The organism is Microbispora hainanensis, assembly GCF_006874475.1.
In the GTDB taxonomy this organism is placed as follows: Bacteria; Actinomycetota; Actinomycetes; order Streptosporangiales; family Streptosporangiaceae; genus Microbispora; species Microbispora hainanensis.
This window is the reverse complement of sequence record NZ_VIRM01000007.1, coordinates 55,585-71,292: the sequence shown is the minus strand read 5'-3', so window position 1 is coordinate 71,292 and position 15,708 is coordinate 55,585. Positions and strand designations below refer to the sequence as shown.

The 15,708-nt window shown below is 72.1% G+C and carries 13 protein-coding genes; 3 read left to right on the top strand and 10 right to left on the bottom strand.

Annotated features, from left to right (window positions below):
* Window positions 1-70: 70 nt before the first annotated feature.
* From FLX08_RS08105 to FLX08_RS08095, 3 genes are all read right to left on the bottom strand, one after another.
* Entirely contained in the window at window positions 71-976 is a 906-nt protein-coding gene (locus tag FLX08_RS08105; RefSeq protein WP_142617592.1) for a D-isomer specific 2-hydroxyacid dehydrogenase family protein, read from the bottom strand.
* A gap of 131 nt (window positions 977-1,107) precedes the next feature.
* Complete coding sequence (locus FLX08_RS08100) at window positions 1,108-2,259, bottom strand: glutathione-independent formaldehyde dehydrogenase (RefSeq protein ID WP_142617591.1); 1,152 nt, start codon at window positions 2,257-2,259, stop codon at window positions 1,108-1,110.
* Window positions 2,260-2,459: 200 nt separating this feature from the next.
* A complete protein-coding gene (locus FLX08_RS08095) occupies window positions 2,460-3,590 on the bottom strand; it encodes a sensor histidine kinase (RefSeq protein WP_142617590.1) in 1,131 nt (376 codons plus the stop codon).
* A gap of 125 nt (window positions 3,591-3,715) precedes the next feature.
* Here FLX08_RS08095 and FLX08_RS08090 point away from each other — a divergent pair, with 125 nt between their 5' ends.
* The 3 genes from FLX08_RS08090 to FLX08_RS08080 are packed head-to-tail and all read left to right on the top strand — an operon-like array spanning window position 3,716 to window position 5,812.
* Window positions 3,716-4,345, top strand: a complete 630-nt coding sequence (locus tag FLX08_RS08090) for a TetR/AcrR family transcriptional regulator (protein WP_142617589.1) — start codon at window positions 3,716-3,718, stop codon at window positions 4,343-4,345.
* A complete protein-coding gene (locus tag FLX08_RS08085; RefSeq protein ID WP_142617588.1) occupies window positions 4,342-4,542 on the top strand; it encodes a ferredoxin in 201 nt (66 codons plus the stop codon). Before FLX08_RS08090 ends, FLX08_RS08085 begins: the two co-directional genes overlap by 4 nt.
* A gap of 1 nt (window position 4,543) precedes the next feature.
* Window positions 4,544-5,812, top strand: a complete 1,269-nt coding sequence (locus tag FLX08_RS08080) for a cytochrome P450 (RefSeq protein WP_142617587.1) — start codon at window positions 4,544-4,546, stop codon at window positions 5,810-5,812.
* On the opposite strand, the gene FLX08_RS08075 is transcribed toward FLX08_RS08080, so the two are convergent.
* The 7 genes from FLX08_RS08075 to FLX08_RS08040 form a co-directional block, all read right to left on the bottom strand.
* Window positions 5,770-6,030: a hypothetical protein gene (locus FLX08_RS08075; RefSeq protein ID WP_142617586.1), complete on the bottom strand. Its 261-nt coding sequence runs from the start codon at window positions 6,028-6,030 to the stop codon at window positions 5,770-5,772. The two genes, FLX08_RS08080 and FLX08_RS08075, sit on opposite strands and share 43 nt — an antisense overlap.
* A gap of 125 nt (window positions 6,031-6,155) precedes the next feature.
* Window positions 6,156-8,690 carry a CBM35 domain-containing protein gene (locus tag FLX08_RS08070; RefSeq protein ID WP_167530314.1) on the bottom strand — a complete coding sequence of 845 codons (2,535 nt, stop codon included), beginning with the start codon at window positions 8,688-8,690 and terminating at the stop codon, window positions 6,156-6,158.
* Window positions 8,691-8,844: 154 nt separating this feature from the next.
* Window positions 8,845-9,726, bottom strand: coding sequence for a carbohydrate ABC transporter permease (locus tag FLX08_RS08060; protein WP_208761323.1), 882 nt, complete (start codon window positions 9,724-9,726; stop codon window positions 8,845-8,847).
* Complete coding sequence (locus FLX08_RS08055; protein WP_208761322.1) at window positions 9,723-10,676, bottom strand: carbohydrate ABC transporter permease; 954 nt, start codon at window positions 10,674-10,676, stop codon at window positions 9,723-9,725. The genes FLX08_RS08060 and FLX08_RS08055 overlap by 4 nt, the downstream gene beginning before the upstream one ends.
* A 37-nt stretch (window positions 10,677-10,713) precedes the next feature.
* Complete coding sequence (locus FLX08_RS08050) at window positions 10,714-12,072, bottom strand: ABC transporter substrate-binding protein (RefSeq protein WP_142617584.1); 1,359 nt, start codon at window positions 12,070-12,072, stop codon at window positions 10,714-10,716.
* Between the two features lie 46 nt (window positions 12,073-12,118).
* Window positions 12,119-14,353, bottom strand: a complete 2,235-nt coding sequence (locus FLX08_RS08045) for an alpha-galactosidase (RefSeq protein ID WP_208761321.1) — start codon at window positions 14,351-14,353, stop codon at window positions 12,119-12,121.
* A gap of 284 nt (window positions 14,354-14,637) precedes the next feature.
* Complete coding sequence (locus FLX08_RS08040; RefSeq protein WP_208761320.1) at window positions 14,638-15,696, bottom strand: LacI family DNA-binding transcriptional regulator; 1,059 nt, start codon at window positions 15,694-15,696, stop codon at window positions 14,638-14,640.
* Window positions 15,697-15,708: the final 12 nt, after the last annotated feature.

Below are 15,708 nucleotides of genomic sequence, written 5' to 3'. Positions count from 1 at the left end.
TCAGCAGCGCCGTGTCAGTAGCGCAGTGTCAGTAGCGCAGTGTTGGCAGCGCCGTGTTGGCAGCGCCGTGTCAGTAGCCTCGGGCCGGATCGATGCGGCCCAGGAGCGGCTCTCCCCGCAGGTAGCGGGCGACGTTCTCACGGACCCGCTCGGCGAGGCTCTCGGTGAGGAGGTCCTGCGGGTTGGCGCTGTGCGAGGTGATCAGCACGTTCGGCTCGGCCCACAGGCCGTGCCCGTCCGGCAGCGGCTCGGGGTCGGTGACGTCGAGGGCGGCGCCGCCGATCTCCCCGGCGCGCAGCGCGGCGAGCAGGGCGTCGGTGTCGACCAGCTCACCCCGGGCCACGTTGACCAGCCACGCGTGCGGGCCCAGGGCCCGCAGCTGGTCCCGCCCGACCATCCGGTAGGTCTCCGGGGTGGCGGGCGCGGCCAGGATGACGTGATCGGCGCGGGGCCATACGGTGGCCAGTTTCTCGAACGGCACGGTCTCGCCCGCGCCCTCGACGGGCTCGCCCGAGCGGTTGACCGCGATGACGTCGGCGCCCAGGGCGCGCAGCGCGGGGATGACCGCTCTGCCGATCCCGCCCGCGCCGAGGACGGCCACCGTGCTCCCGCGCAGCGTGCCGGGCTGGTCGCGATGCCACGTACGGCTCCGGGCGGCGGCGGCCAGCCGGTGCACCCCGGCCAGCAGCAGGGCGAGGGCGTGCTCGGCGACCTGCGGGGCGTACGCCCCCGCGGCCGAGCACCAGACCCGGGTGGGGTCGACGAGCCCCTCCCGCGTCCACCGCTCGACACCCGCGGAGGGGAGCTGGACCCACCGCACGCTCGCCGTCAGGTAATCCCGCACGCCCTCCGGCTGCGAGTCGGTCCAGACCAGCGCCTCCGCCCGGTGGGGATCGCCGACGACCTCGCCTCCGGCGGCACGGACGGATTCGACGATCAGCGGCGGGTGCGCCGGGGCCACGCAGACGGTGAGCACGCCTGTCCCTTCCTGGTCGCGCCGAACGCCTCCGCGGCGCGGCTTTCCTCCCCAAGGGTAGGGTCCGTCCGCTTCGGCCGATCACGGGCCCGGCCGATCGTGATCGGACGCGACACCGGACCGCCGCGCGGTCAGGAAGTCCCGTTCGGGTGCAGCACCACCTTGGTCCAGCCCTTCTCCCGCGCGTCGAAGTGCGCGTACGCCTCGGGAGCATTGGCGATGCCCAGCTCCTGGGAGACGATCCAGGACGGCCGGGCGCCGGCCTCGTGGATAAGGGAGCACAGCTGGCGGTTGTAGTTCTTGACGTTGCACTGGCCGGTGCTCATCGTCTGGCCCTTGGTCCAGAAGGTGCCGTAGTCGATGGACACCTCTCCCCGCTTGTAGAGGTCGTTCCCGCCGCGGGGGTCGCGGGGGACGAACAGGCCGACGACGGCGATGCACCCGGTGAACTTCACCGACTTGACCAGGTTGTTCAGGGTCATGTTGGGATGCTCGCCGCCCTCCGGATCGTGCGCCTGGAAGCCCACGCACTCGCAGCCGCGGTCGGCGCCCATCCCCTGGGTGAGCTCGAGGACCTGGTCGACGGGGCTGGACCGGGAGTCGTCGATCGCGATCGCGCCGATCTCCTCGGCCTTGGCCAGCCGGTCCGGATGGTGGTCGATGACCATCACGCCGCTCGCGTTCCTGAGCAGCGCGGAGTAGGCGGCCATCAGCCCGACCGGGCCCGCGCCGTAGACCACGACGGTGTCGCCCGGATGCACGCAGGCGAGCGTCGTCGCGTGCCAGCCGGTGGGCCACACGTCGGCCAGCATGACGTAGTCGGTCTGCTTCTCCCGCGCGTCCTCCGGCAGGACGAGGCAGTTGTAGTCCCCGTACGGCACGCGCAGCAGCTCGGCCTGGCCGCCGTTGTACGGGCCCATGTCGGCGTAGCCGTACGCCGCGCCGGCCAGGCCCGGTGCGGGGTTCGTGGTCAGGCAGAAGGCCGTCAGGCCCTGCTCGCAGTTGGCGCAGAAGCCGCAGGAGATGTTGAACGGCAGGCACACCATGTCGCCGACCTTGACCCGGTCGACGGCGTCCCCGATCTCCACGACCTCGCCGAGGTTCTCGTGCCCGAGGACCCGGCCGGGTTGGAAGCTGGTCCTGCCCTCGTACATGTGCAGGTCGGAGCCGCAGATGTTGGAGGTGGTGACGCGGACGAGCACGTCGGTGTGCCGTTCGATCCGGGCGTCCGGCACGGTCGTGACGCTGACCCGTCGGGGGCCTTCGTAGACCACGGCTTTCATGGCTACCCTCAAACGAGATCGTTTGGCGCGTGCGAAGCGGCGCGCCGCCCCGCTTCCGCGACGGCGGCCCGGCGTCGATGCGAACCGGGCCCGTGCGAACCGGCCGATGCGTTCCGGGCCGCTGTGTCATCGGGCTCAGGTGCCCGCTGTACCCGCGGGTACGACAGGCACCTACCCCGCGGGATGGGGGAAAAACCGCTTCAATCGTGGGGGACCCGGAGGGGAAGCCGGGCGGCGAGCGCGAACCCGCCTTCGGGGGTCGGGCCGGAGGAGAACCGGCCCTGTGCGAGGAAGACGCGCTCTCTGATGCCGGCCAGGCCATAGCCGCCGCCGAGGGAGGGCGCCGGCTTGACCGCCTTCGCGCCGGGGTCGGCGCGGTCCGGTGTGTCGACCACAGAGACGTCCACCTCGTCGCCGGTGACCTCGCAGGTGACCTTGACGAGGGAGTCCGGCGCGTGCTTGCGCACGTTGTTCAGCCCCTCCTGCACCAGCCGGTAGCACGCGTGCGAGATCTGCCGCGGCAGCGCCCCCGGGGGAGCGTGGAGGCGCAGATCGACCTTGAGCCCGCTCGCCTTCGCCTCGCCGACCAGCCGGGCGATGGCATCGGTGCCCTCGGCGAGGTCCCCCTCGTCGCGCCGGAGCACGGTGAGCAGTTGCCGCAGTTCGCCGAGCGCCTGCACGCCCTTGTCCTCGATGGTCGCCGTCAGCGACCGGATCTCGTCCGGCTCGGTGGCGTCGCGGGCCATGCCCGCGTTGAGCACCATGGCGGTGACCGCGTGGGTGACGGTGTCATGCATCTCCCTGGCGATCTTGCGGCGCTCCTCGGAGGCGGCGATCTCCTCGCGTTCGCGTACGCCGAGACGCAGCTCCCGGATGAGCCGGCGGTAGGCGTTGACCCAGGTGCCGACGACCGCGGGCAGATAGATGAGGGTCACCGCGCGGACGATGTTCAGGTAGACCGAGTGGTCGCTGTGCGGGCTGCGGTAGTCGACGGCGAAGTAGAAGACCGTCAGGGCCAGGGCGATGTACTGCCACCGGCGCACGCGGTGCTCGGCCGTCATCGAGAAGACGGCGAGGATCATCGGCACGACCTGCCCGGTGACGCAGGCGCACACGACCGAGCTGACGATCGCGGGCCAGGGGGTGCGGCGCCGCACCATCATGGCCGCCGCGGTGAGCACCCCTGCCGCGATCTCGATCGCGTCCGGCGCACCGCCCCAGAGGGAGAAGCTGTAACCGGTGAGCGTCGTGGGGATGGTGAACGCGATGACGGCCGCGGCCAGAGCCACGTCGACCAGCCAGTCGCGATGTGCGTCCCATTTGTTCAACACTCTGCTATTTTGCGACTTTTATCCGGTGCTCTGGTCCATTGACCTTCCTTTTTTGCCGGGCGATTACCTGTATGCGGCCGGGCGCGGTCTTGACGCAATCAAATGAACGACCATTTAATTCTGCCGTGGGCCGTATCGCTGGTGTCACCGCCGCCGAGACGCGGGAGCGGCTGCTGCGCGCCGCCGCCGACGTGTTCGCCCGGCGCGGGTACGACGGCACCCGCGTGGCGGACATCGCCGCGGCGGCCGGGGTGAGCAACGGCGCCCTGTACGCGCACTTCGGCTCGAAGGCCGAGCTGATCGTGGCCGCGCTGCGCGCCCACGGGCCTCGGCTGCTGGCCGACATGCTGGCCGCCGACCCCGGCCTGCCGGTCGCGGATCTGTTCGTCGCCGTGGGCCGCCGGCTCCCGCGCCGTCCCGACGCCCGCGGCTCCCTGATCGCCGAGGCGCTGGTCGCGGCCCGCCGCGACCAGGACGTGGCCCGTCCGATGCACGACTACGTCGGCGAGCGGGCCGGCTGGCTCGCCGGGCTCGTCCGTGCCGCCCAGGACGACGGCGAGATCGATCCGGCGCTCTCACCCGGCGCCGTCGCCCATCTGTGCCTCCTGCTCGCGATGGGCAGCGCGCTGCTCACCCCTGACCTGCACGCCGTCGGCGACGAGGAGTGGAGTGCCCTGCTGACCCGCCTCGTCGCCGCCATCGCCCCGACCGACCCCACTCCGAGGACGCCACCGAAACAAGGGGAGCACCAGTGAAAGTGCAGATCGATCCCGCGCGCTGTCAGGGACACGGCCGCTGCTACGACCTGTCGCCCGACCTGTTCACCGAGGACGACGAGGGCTACGGCCAGGTCGCCGGCGACGGCGTCGTGCCGCCGGGTGGCGAGCGCGGTGCGCGGGTCGCGGCCTCCAACTGCCCGGAGAAGGCGATCGTCCTCGCCGAGGAGGCCTGACATGACCGTCGACGATCGCTTCGTCCGGGACTTCCGAGAGGGGCAGGAGGAGCCCCTCGGCGTGCGCAGCGAGATCATCACCGGCGCGGTCTCCGACTGGACGACCGACTTCTCCCACACCGAGCCCGAGTGGGCCGCCGATCCGTACCCCATCCAGGACGATCTGCGGGCGCGCTGCCCGATCGCGCGTACGGAGAGGTTCGGCGGCGGGTGGCTGCCGACGCGATACGAGGACGTCGCGGCGATCGCCTACGACACCGAGCACTTCTCCTCCCGGGCGATCGTCATGAGCAACTACCGGCCGCCCCGCGAGATCGCGCCGGTGGGAGCCGTGCCGCCGATCTCCTCCGACCCGCCGTTCCACCACGACGCGCGCAAACTGCTGCTCCCGGCGTTCACCAAGAAGGAGGTGGCGAAGCGGGAGGAGGCGACGCGGGCGTTCTGCCACTCGCTGATCGACGGGTTCGAGGGCGCGGAGATCGTCGATGCGGCCCGTGACTACGCGCAGCACATCCCGATGCGGGTCATCTCCGACATGCTGGGCTTCCCTCCCGAGGACGGGCCCAAATTCCGGGAGTTCGTCGAACACGCGCTCGAAGGCGTCAACCTGCCGCCGGAGCAGCGGGTCGCGAACATGGCAGAGCTGTTCGACTACCTGCTGGAGCAGATCCGCGACCACGTCGCCAGTCCGCGCGACGACCTCACCACCCATCTGATCGACGCGGAGCTGTACGGCCGCAAGCTCGAACCCTCGCACGTGGCCGGCACGATGGCCCTGCTGCTCATCGCCGGCATCGACACGACGTGGAGCGCGATCGGCGCCTCGCTGTGGCACCTGGCGAAGACCCCTGCCGACCGCGAGCGCCTGGTCGCCGAGCCGGGGCTGCTGCCGACCGCGATGGAGGAGTTCCTCCGGGCGTACGCGCCGGTCACGATGGCGCGGCTGGTCAAGGAGGACATGCACTGGCGCGGCGTCGACATGAAGGCCGACGACTGGGTCCTGCTGTCGTTCCCGGCCGCCAACCGTGACCCCGCGCAGTTCGACCGGGCCGACGAGGTGATCATCGACCGCGAGATCAACCGGCACGCGGCGTTCGGGCTCGGCATCCACCGCTGCGTCGGTTCCCATCTGGCCCGCATGGAGCTCCGGGTCGCCCTGGAGGTCTGGCTGGAGCGGGTCCCCGTGTTCGGCCTCGCCGACCCCTCGGCGGTGACCTGGGCCCCCGGTCAGGTGCGGGGACCGCGCACGCTTCCCCTCCGCATCGGCTGACCGCCGCCCCGCAGCCCGGCCGTCGTCACGTCCCGGCGGCGGCGCGCGGCGACGGCCGCCCCGGTCCGTCCCGCCTCGGCTGCCATGATCCGGGCGGCCGCCCGCACGTCGAACGCGAGCAGCCCGGCGATCCTGGCGAGCCGCCGCACACCCGAGCCCTCGCGCCGCGCGGCAGCGGACGGCCCGCCGCGCGGGGCACGGCGGGCCGGCCCGGTCACTTGGCCTGGTTGTCGACCTCCAGCACGAGCCGCGCGAGCTCGAGCCGGTCGAGGTTGGGCGCGTACGCCGTCGCGTTGCCGAGCACGAGCGCCCCGGAGGCGGTCGTCAGGGTGAGCGGCGTCGCCTAGGACCAGAAGTTGTCCCACGCGTAGCCGTGCCGGAACACGCCGCGCGTCGTCGCCCCGCCCGTCTCGGTGATGTCGAGGAACCGGCTGATCACATCGGTGTTGTACGGGTGACCGGTGTTCCTGTCGGCGTTGGCGTAGTGCGCCAGGAGGACGTACTCGCCGGGGCCGAACCCGGCGGGCCTGGTGAGGGTGAGCGTGTTGCCCGCGCCGTTGCCGAGGTCGCCCACATAGGCGCCCCCGGAGGCGTTCGAGCCGCTCGTGGCCGGGACGGTGACCACGCGGGCCGTTCCGGCGAGTTGTGCCTGCTCGGCCTCGATCCGGTGGGCCGCGGCGTCCGCCTCCTCGGCCCTGACCGTGGTCAGGCCGCGCAGCCGCAGGCCGGCCGGGCCGCCCACCTCGATCACCGAGACGCCGGCCGGGAGGTAGACGCGGGCCCGGGAGGCCGCCTCACCCGGACGGGTCGCCCGCACACCCGCGATCCGCCGCCCGTCGACGCGGACGTCGAGATCGCCCGCTCGGGCCGCCTTGTAGGAGAAGGTCAGGTCGTAGTAGCCGTCCTCGCTCACGGCGGCGAAGAACGTGGCCCGGGCGGCGCCGCCGAGGGTGACGGCGGCCCCCCTGCCCTCGCGGACGACGCCCGCGCCGCCGGACAGCCGGGCCTCGTCGGCCGGGTACGCCGCCCGCTCGGGCCCGGTGATCTCGGTGAGGTCGAACCTGTCCAGCGTGACGTCGCTGCCCGGCAGCGTGGTCGTGCCGTCGGCGCTCGTGCGCAGAGACAGCTCGTGGGCGCCGGCGGTCAGCTCGACCTCCACGTCGGTGCGGCCGCGGTAGGTCCAGCCGAGGTTCGCCGAATACTGCACGATCCGGTCGAGCTTCCCGTCCACGAACAGCGCGTGCCTGCCGGGGGCCTTGTTCGCGCCCTGGAAGATCCCCAGACGGTAGCGGCCGTCGCGCGGCACGGTCACCGGGAAGGTGACGGCGGAGCGGGCCGTGTTCATCGAGCCGACGTCCCGCTTGCCGGAGGTCGCGTAGAGCTGCGGGTCGGCCGTGGTGTCCTGGTCGTACGCCTGGGCCGAGGTGAGCGTGGCCGACTCGGCCTCCACCGAGACGCTCCACGGGGCGCCGGCCGCGGGCGCCCCGCCGCTCGACGGCACGATCGTGACCCGGTAGGCGGCCATCACGTCGCCGCCCGGGAGGTCGATACGCAGCGTGCCGTCGCGCAGGGTGGTCCGGGTGGCCGCGACGACCGGAGGCTGCGTGGCGTCTCCCTCATATCCGGTCCACGTCGTCCTGGACACGACGACGTCGACCTGCCTGCCGAAGACCGCCGGATCGAGCCCGGAGACGTCGAGCCGGACCGGCGCGGCGCCGCCGCCGACCAGCACGGTGCCCCGCCGTACGGAGGGGTCGACGGCCGCGAGGGCCTGCACCGTGTCGGGGACGTCCGGCCGCGGCGGGGTCACCTTCACCGTCTGCCCGGTCAGGTCCGCGTACCACTTGAGCAGCCACCACGCGCCGTTGGCCTGGCGGGTGCGTACGGCATGGTCGGACAGGTTGCCGGCGTAGGTCCAGAACGCCATGTCGGCGTCCACCTTGGTGTCCTCGAACATGGTGATCCACTGGATCATCTGGCCCGGGACGGACATGTCACGCCGGTTGCCGTACTCGTCGATGTTGATCGGCAGCGGGCCGATGCCGAGGTCGCGCTCCATCTGCCGGTAGTCCGCGTGGTGGCCCCGGTAGGCGGCGAGGCTGCCACGCGACAGCTCGTGCCAGGCCATGATGTCCGGCAGGCAGGTCTTGCCGCCGCAGGTGGTGTCCCTGGCGCAGGTGAGGAAGTCGCGCAGGCGGCCGGGGTTGTAGCGGGCCTCGTTGGGGCCGACGATGCGGGCGCCGGGATCGATCGAGCGGATGCGCTCGACGACCGCCTTCCAGTCGGCGAAGAACTTCTGCTTCATCGTGGACCAGTTCTGATACCAGATGCCGTCGGGCTCGTTGAACGGCACCCACGCGAACCTGCCCTTGTCCTGCGGACGCTCCGCGACGACCTTGCGCACCATCGCGTCGACCTTGGCGAGGTAGTCGTCGATGCCGAGGTTCTCGTAGGGCCACTTGCTGTAGACGTCCTGCATGTAGACGACGATCTCCTCGCCGCCCGCGGAGAAGAAGCCGTCCGCGATCTTGAGCGCGTCACCGTTGGGATGCTGGTCGCCGTCCGGGGCCTTCTGGGCGACCGTACGCGGCCGGGCGCCGGCCACAAGGCTGTCTCCGGGGACGCCCGGGTCGGACAGGCCGTACAGCATGCCGGTCGCGCCGCCGTGGACCGGCCCGGTGCGCTGCGCGAAGTCCACCGCGACGACGTCGGCGGCGGGGTCGGCGGCGGGGTCGGCGGCGGGGTCGGCGGCGGGGTCGGCGACGGCTTCGGAGGCGCTTTGGGAGGCGGTTTGGGAGGCGGTGTCCGCGCCCGCCGGTCCGGCGACGGGCCCGGTGGTCAGGCTCGCCGCGGCGAGGGCCGCGGTCACGGCCGTCACACGGGCACGGCGGAATGACCTTTGTCGATGCATGGGTGTCCTCTCCGGTTGCCGGGACGCGCGGGGCGCCCCTGAGGGGGTGGTACGGCGGGCTCGACGGGCACCGCCGGGATCGGAGGCGAAAACAGCGCCCGCCGTCGCTATCCGGCGGCGCTCACTTGACGGCGCCGCTGGTGATGCCCGAGATGATCTTGCGTTGGGCGACGGCGAAGACCACGACGAGCGGCAGGCTCATGAGGATGACGTAGGCGAAGATGAGGTGCCAGTTGTCGAGGTAGAGCCCGGCACTGGCGACGCGGAAGAGGTTGAGCGGCAGGGTGTCGAGACGGCCGCCGATCACGAAGAAGGCGTAGAAGACGTCGTTCCAGACGTAGAGGCAGACGAGGATCGTGGCGGTGGCCAGCACCGGCCGCAGCAGCGGCAGCACGACGTGGAAGAAGACGCGCACCGGCCCCGCGCCGTCGATCTGGGCGGCCTCCTCCAGCGAGACGGGGATGGTGCGGACGAAACCGGTGACGAAGAAGATCACGGTGGACATGTAGATGCCCATGTAGACGCCGATCATCCCGACGGCGCTGCCGGCGAGGCCGAGCTGGCGCAGCAGCAGCACGACCGTGACCACCGCGGGCGGCAGGATGACGCCGCTGATGGCCAGCGCGTACAGCACGGCGTTGAGCCGGGTGGCGCGCCGGGCGAGGATCCAGGACGCCATCGACCCGAAGATCAGGACGCCGATCACGGCGGGCACCACGACGAGGAGGCTGCCGAAGAACGCCGCGGGCACCTCGCCCTCGCGCCACACCTCGCCCAGGTTCTCCAGCAGGTGCCAGTGGGTGGGCGGGGTGAGGTTCGGGATGAGGGCCTCGCCCCGCGACTTGCCCGCGGTCGCCACGACGAGCCACAGCGGGATGCCGATGGTGACCAGCGCGAGCGCCGTGGCGGTGAACGGCTGCAGGCGGGTCGCGAACGAGGCGCGCCCGGAGGCTGCGGGGCCCCGGCGGGCAGGGCTCCGGCGGGCGGGGGCGTGCGGCGTCACAGGATCTCCTCGCGCTTGCGCAGGATGCGGATGACGGGGAAGGCCATGAGCGACACGAGCAGGAACAGCACCAGGCTCATGGTCGTGGCCTGGGCGAACAGGCCCTGTCCGAAGGTCCGATAGATGAAGATGTTGAGGATCTCGGTCGTCCGGGCCGGGCCGCCGCCGGTGGTGGCCTGCACGATGTCGAAGCCGTTCATGGAGCCGAGCAGGGCGGTGGCGACGTTGAACGTGATCGCGGGGGCGAGCAGCGGGAAGCGCAGCCGCCGGAACGCGTGCCAGCGCGAGGCGCCGTCGATGCGGGACGCCTCCATGATCTCCTCCGGGATCGTCTTTAGCCCGGCCAGGTAGATGAGCATGGACAGGCCCATCCACTTCCACGCGTGGACCACGGCGACCACGACGATGGTCCATCGGGTGTCGCCCAGCCAGGCGTAGTCCACGTCGTGACGGACGAGCTGCGACAGGAGCTGGTTGAGGCTGCCCTCCGGCTTGAGCAGGGCCTGGAAGACGTAGCCGACGGCCAGGGCCGACATCAGCACCGGGATGAGGAAGAAGACCCGCAGCGTGCGGTTGACCCAGGTGTCCCGCTCCAGCAGGAGGGCCAGGCCCAGCCCGAAGAGGTTCTGGAAGACCGCCACGAGCACGGCGTAGACCACGGTGATGCGCAGCGCGGAGAACAGCGTGCCGCTGGAGGCGAGGTCGGCGAAGTTGTCGAAGCCGACCGGCCTGATGGCGCTCTTGAAGCCCGACCAGTCGGTGAACGCGTAGACGAAGTTGAACGCGGTCGGCAGGAAGAAGAACACCAGCAGGATCGCGAGCGCCGGGGCCATGAACCACATCGGGTGGGTCCGGTCCGGCCTGCGGCGGGTGCGGCCGGCGGGACCGCGCGGGGCGGGCGGCGGCGCGAGCGGCCGGTCCGGGACGGGGGTGTCCGTGGCAGTCAGCATGGCGTGTCCTCAGGTGCCGGGCGGGTGTCGTCGGACGTCAGAAACCGGCCGCCCCGGCGGCCTTGGCGAGCTGGGCGAACTGCTCCTGGGTGGCGGAGGCCACCTGCTCGGGCGTCATGGTGCCCGTGATCATGTCGGCGAGATTGATGTACAGGTCGGGGTTGGCCACGGCCAGGGCCTGCATGGAGCCGACGGCCTCGCCGAGGGAGTCGTGCACCTGCCGCAGGGCCTTGGGCACCGAGGCCGGGCTCGGCACGTCGGTCTCCAGGGAGACGGTGTTGCGGTCGGCGACGAAGTCCTTGTAGCCCGGACCCATCCAGTACGACAGGAGCTGGCGCGCGGCGGCCTCGCGCTTGGCGTCGCCGGTCCTGAACGCCACCAGGGCGTTGGACTGGTCGGGGATGAAGGTGCCGACGTTGCCGCTGGGGGAGATCGGGAAGAAACCGATCCTCTTGTCGAGCGTGGCGGTGTCGGCGGTCGCCTGGAGCTGGCCGAAGAACGAGTTGACCTGCACGACCATGGCGGCCTTGCCGTCGAGCAGGGCCCTGCCCTGGTCTTCGAACGTGGCGGTCTTGATGTCCTTGTTGAACAGTCCCTCGTCGATCAGCGACTTGTACTTCTTGATCGCGTCGAGCACGACCGGGCTGGAGAAGGTCTCCTCACCCTTGTTGATCTTGTCCCAGAGCCCGTCCTCGGCCGCGTCGGCGAGCTGCACCTGGACCCACCACTGCGTGGCCCACCGGTCGCCGGCCATCTCGTAGAAGGGGGTGACGCCCTTGGCCTTGAGCGTGCGGCCCAGCTCGATCATCTCGTCGAAGTTCTTCGGGGTCTCGGTGATCCCGTTGGCCGCGAAGACCTCCTTGTTGTAGTAGACGCCCTCGACGGCCGGGCTGGTGATGAGGGCGGCGTACCGCGTGCCGTCCAGGATCCCGGTGATGTCCTTGAGCTGCGGCGCGAGCTTGGACAGCCAGGGGGCCTGGTCCAGCGGCTGCAGGTTGGCCCTGGCGTTGACGGCCGTGAGCATGGACGCGGTCGGCTGCCAGAACGCCAGGTCGGGCTTGTCCCCGGTGGCGACCTTGGTCTGCACGCCCTGCTCGTAGGGGTCGGGGATGGTGACGATGTCGACCTTCGCGCCGGTGGCCTTGCCGAACGCGTCGACGACCTGCTTGGGGACGGCGTTGCTGTTCTGCGCGGCCCAGATGGTCAGGGTGACGCCGTCGAGCCTGGCGGTCGGCTCGGGCCAGGCGGCGGCGGCCGGGCCGCCCGCGGTGCCGCCGGCCGGGTCGGCGGCGGAGTCCACAGAGGGGTCCACAGAGGGGTCCACAGAGGGGTCGCTACAGGCCGCGGCCCCCGCGGCGAGGGCGGCGACGACCGCCAGGGTCTGCCATTTCTTCATGGGTCGATCTCTCTTCTGGGGGCGCCCGGACCGCAGGCCCGGGATTTCAGAGCGGGAGGGATGAATCGGGCGAGGATGATGAGACGGGTGAAACGCGCAATATGCGGGCAGAAGGGCCGGAAATCGGCTTGGTGAGGACGAGCCGGCCCGCCTCTCTGTCCCACTCCCCGTCCCAGGCGGGCAGGTGGCGGGGGTAGACGACCTCGACGCCGACCGGGCGCCCGGTGAGGTGCGGGAGGGACAGCGAGGCCGCCGCCGGTTCGTCCGTGCGGCACCAGACCCCGACGTACGTGTGGTCCGGGGTGGCGAGGCCGAGGCTGAGCCAGGGGTCGGCCCAGCCCGGCAGCCCCAGCGGCCAGACGGGTGCGGCCTCGGCCAGGTCGGCGCGGATGCCCCGGTAGGCGGCGACGGCCGCCCTGACCGACTCGCGCTGCGCGGCGGTCATGGTGGGCAGGTGGCCGGACAGGTAGAGGCGGCCCAGCATGCCGGTGCACAGGCTGTAGGCGACCTGCTCGTCGTCCATGTCCGGCTGGGGATAGGCCCAGCTCGCGGACTGCTCCGGCAGCACGGACAGGGGGGCGGCCACCGCGATCGGGGGATACCGCAGGGGATCCTGCTGGTCGCTGGTCGACTGGAGCTGCATCCGCGACAGCAGGGCGTAGTCCATGCGCATCGCGCCGGAGGCGCAGTTTTCCAGGATCAGGCCGGGATGGCGGTCGAGGACCGCCTCCAGCCACGCCAGGTGGGCCCGGTTGCAGGCGAGCAGCCCCGCGCCCGGGCTGGCGGCGTCGACGTCGGTGCCCGCGCCGGGGTCGATGTTGTAGTCGAGCTTGAAGTAGCCCACGCCGAGCTGCTCCACGAGCCGGTCGACGACCTCGTCGAGGTGGGCGACGGCGGCCGGATGCCGCAGGTCGAGGTGATAGCGGCCGTGCTCCACGATCCTCGTGCCGCCGCGCTGCAGGAACGCCTGGGCGGGCAGCTTGTCGGCCATCGGGCTGCGCACGCCGATCACCTCGGGCTCCAGCCACAGGCCGGCGACCATGCCGCGCTCGCGGATGTGGGAGAGCACCTCCTCGATGCCCCGCGGGAACCGCGTCTGGGACGGCTGCCACTCGCCCACGCTGTCCCACCAGTCGCCGTCGTCGTCGTACCAGCCGGCGTCGATGCAGAACACCTCGGCGCCCGCCTCGGCGGCGGCGTCGATCAGCGGGATCAGCTTCGCGGTCGTCGGGTCGCCCATGAGCGTGTTCATGTAGTCGTTGAAGACCACGGGCAGGCGGGTCCGGTCCTGATGGGGGCGCACCAGGGCGCGCCGGTGGGCGGTCAGCGCGGCCGCCGCCCCGTGTAGGCCCCCATGGACACCGTGCAGGCCGCCATGGACACCGTGCAGGCCGCCATGGACGCCGTGCAGGCCGCCATGGACGCCGTGCAGGCCGCCATGGACACCGTGCGGCCCGGCGGAGGAGACGGCCACCGACGCCGGGACCGTGGTGAACGACTCGCCGGGAGCGAGGACGGTGTGCCACTGGTGGTCGATGTCGGTGGGGCCGAGCAGTGCGACGTAGACGCCGTCCCTGCGCTCGCCGACCTCCCACCGCCAGGGGCCGTTGTGCTCGACCTGCCACAGCCAGGCCCGGCCGGAGTGCGGGTCGAGCAGGCCCGCCGTGGGCAGGTGCTGCCCGGTCGACCAGGTGCCCGTGCTGGTGACGGCCAGGCGGCCCCGGCCGTCCTGGCCGTGCAGCGGCAGGTTGAGGTCGGCCATCTCCGCGCGCAGCGGGCGTACGCGCCAGCGGCTCTCGCCCAGCCACTCGCTGTCGGCGTGTAGGACCTCCAGCCCGTCGGCCGAGCCGGCCGGGAACCCGGCGGCGAACGAGGTCACGCCCAGCACGACCGCCTCCCGGACGCCCCGGTTGCTGATCGTCGTCCAGGTCCGTACGGCCGGCACGCCCTCGGCCGAGCGCAGGTGCGTGTGCGCCTCCAGGCCGGTCTGCTCGTCGCGCAGGGTGATCCGCAGCTCGTGCCACCGCCCGTCGCGGACCTGCTCCGCCCCCACGTAGGTGAAGCGGCGGCCGACGGCGGTGTCGGAGAAGCGATGGGAGGCCCGCGCCCGTCCCTGCCCGGCCAGCAGCACCTCCACGAGAGGCTGCGCGGGCGGCCTCGGCGCCGGGTCGCCCGCGCCCAGCTCGCGGATGCTCACCACACCGTCGGGTGATATGGCGATCACCACCCGCAACGCCGAGTGCCCCCACACCAGGCTGGTCTCGGTGTGCCGTGCGTTCAACTGCGTCTCCTGACGATCGCGCCGGGTTCTCCGGAGGTCATGACGGCGTGCGGGCCGTGACGGAGGCCCTTGCGGGGAGAACGGCCGCGGGCGGCGGGCGAGCCCGGACCCTTCCCCTGCATGCGTGTGACCGGTCACATCCGTACGAATGCGAGTGTGACCGGTCACATCGGCGAGGGGAAGGGCCCGTTACGTTCTTGTTAACAACATCCGGCTTGTTAACAACATCCGGCTCCGTGCCCGAAGCGACCGTCAGCGCGGCCGCGGCGGCGCGTGGTTCTGGGTTACCGCGCCCCGTGAGCGCGCGGGGGCGCCGTCGACTCGCGCACCACCAGTCGCGGCGGCGTCAGCGACACGGCCGGCTGCGGCTCCCCGGCGAGCTCGGCCAGCACCGCCGCCACCGTGGCGCGGCCCAGCCCGGCGAAATCCATCTCCACCGTCGTGAGCGCCGGCGTCCAGTACGCCGAGCCGGGCACCCCGTCGAAGCCCACGATGCTCACGTCACCCGGCACGTCCTTGCCCGCCTCGAACAGGGCGCGGCGCACCGCGAGCGCGATGTCGTCGTTGCCGCACAGGATCGCGGTCACGCCGGAGTCCGCGGCCAGCACCCGCCCCGCCTCGTACGCCGACCGCACGTCCCAGCCCGCCGGGACCACCGGCGGAACGGCCGCCCCGGCCTCGTCCAGCGCGCGACGCCAGCCCGCGAGACGTCCGTTGTGCTCCGACTCCGACGGGATGGCCACGTGGTGGACGGTCCGGTGCCCCAGGGCCAGCAGGTGGCGCGTCGCCTCGGCCGACGCCTGCTGCTCGTCGAGGCAGATCGCCGGGCGGCCCACCACGGGCACGCCGGGCTCGATCGCGGCCGCGGCGGGCAGCGACTCGGGGAGCGCACGCAGCACCGCGATGCCGGCCGCGTCGAACGCGATCACGATCACACCCCCGGCGCTCGGGTCGCTGACGTAGTCGGCGGCGTTGCGGACGTCGCTCTCCCGGTCGGACTCGACCACCCGCACCCCGACGGCCAGGCCCTCGACCCGGGCCGCCTCCTCGATGCCCTGCAGCGTCGAGGCGTAGCCGTACAGCATGGTGTCGGAGGTGACCACGGTCACGCCCCGCGCCCGTCCCGTCCCCAGCGCCCGGGCCACCCGGTTGGGCCGATAGCGCAGCCGTTCGATGACCTCCATGACGGTCCGCCGCGTCTCGGCGCTCACCTTGGGCGAGGCGTTGAGCACCCGGGACACCGTCTGCCGGGACACGCCCGCCGCCGCCGCGACGTCCCGGATGCTCGGCGCCGGCTCCCGGCCGTGACGCGGCGCGGGCACCTCAACAGGGGTTTCGTTCACGCCCCCATCGTG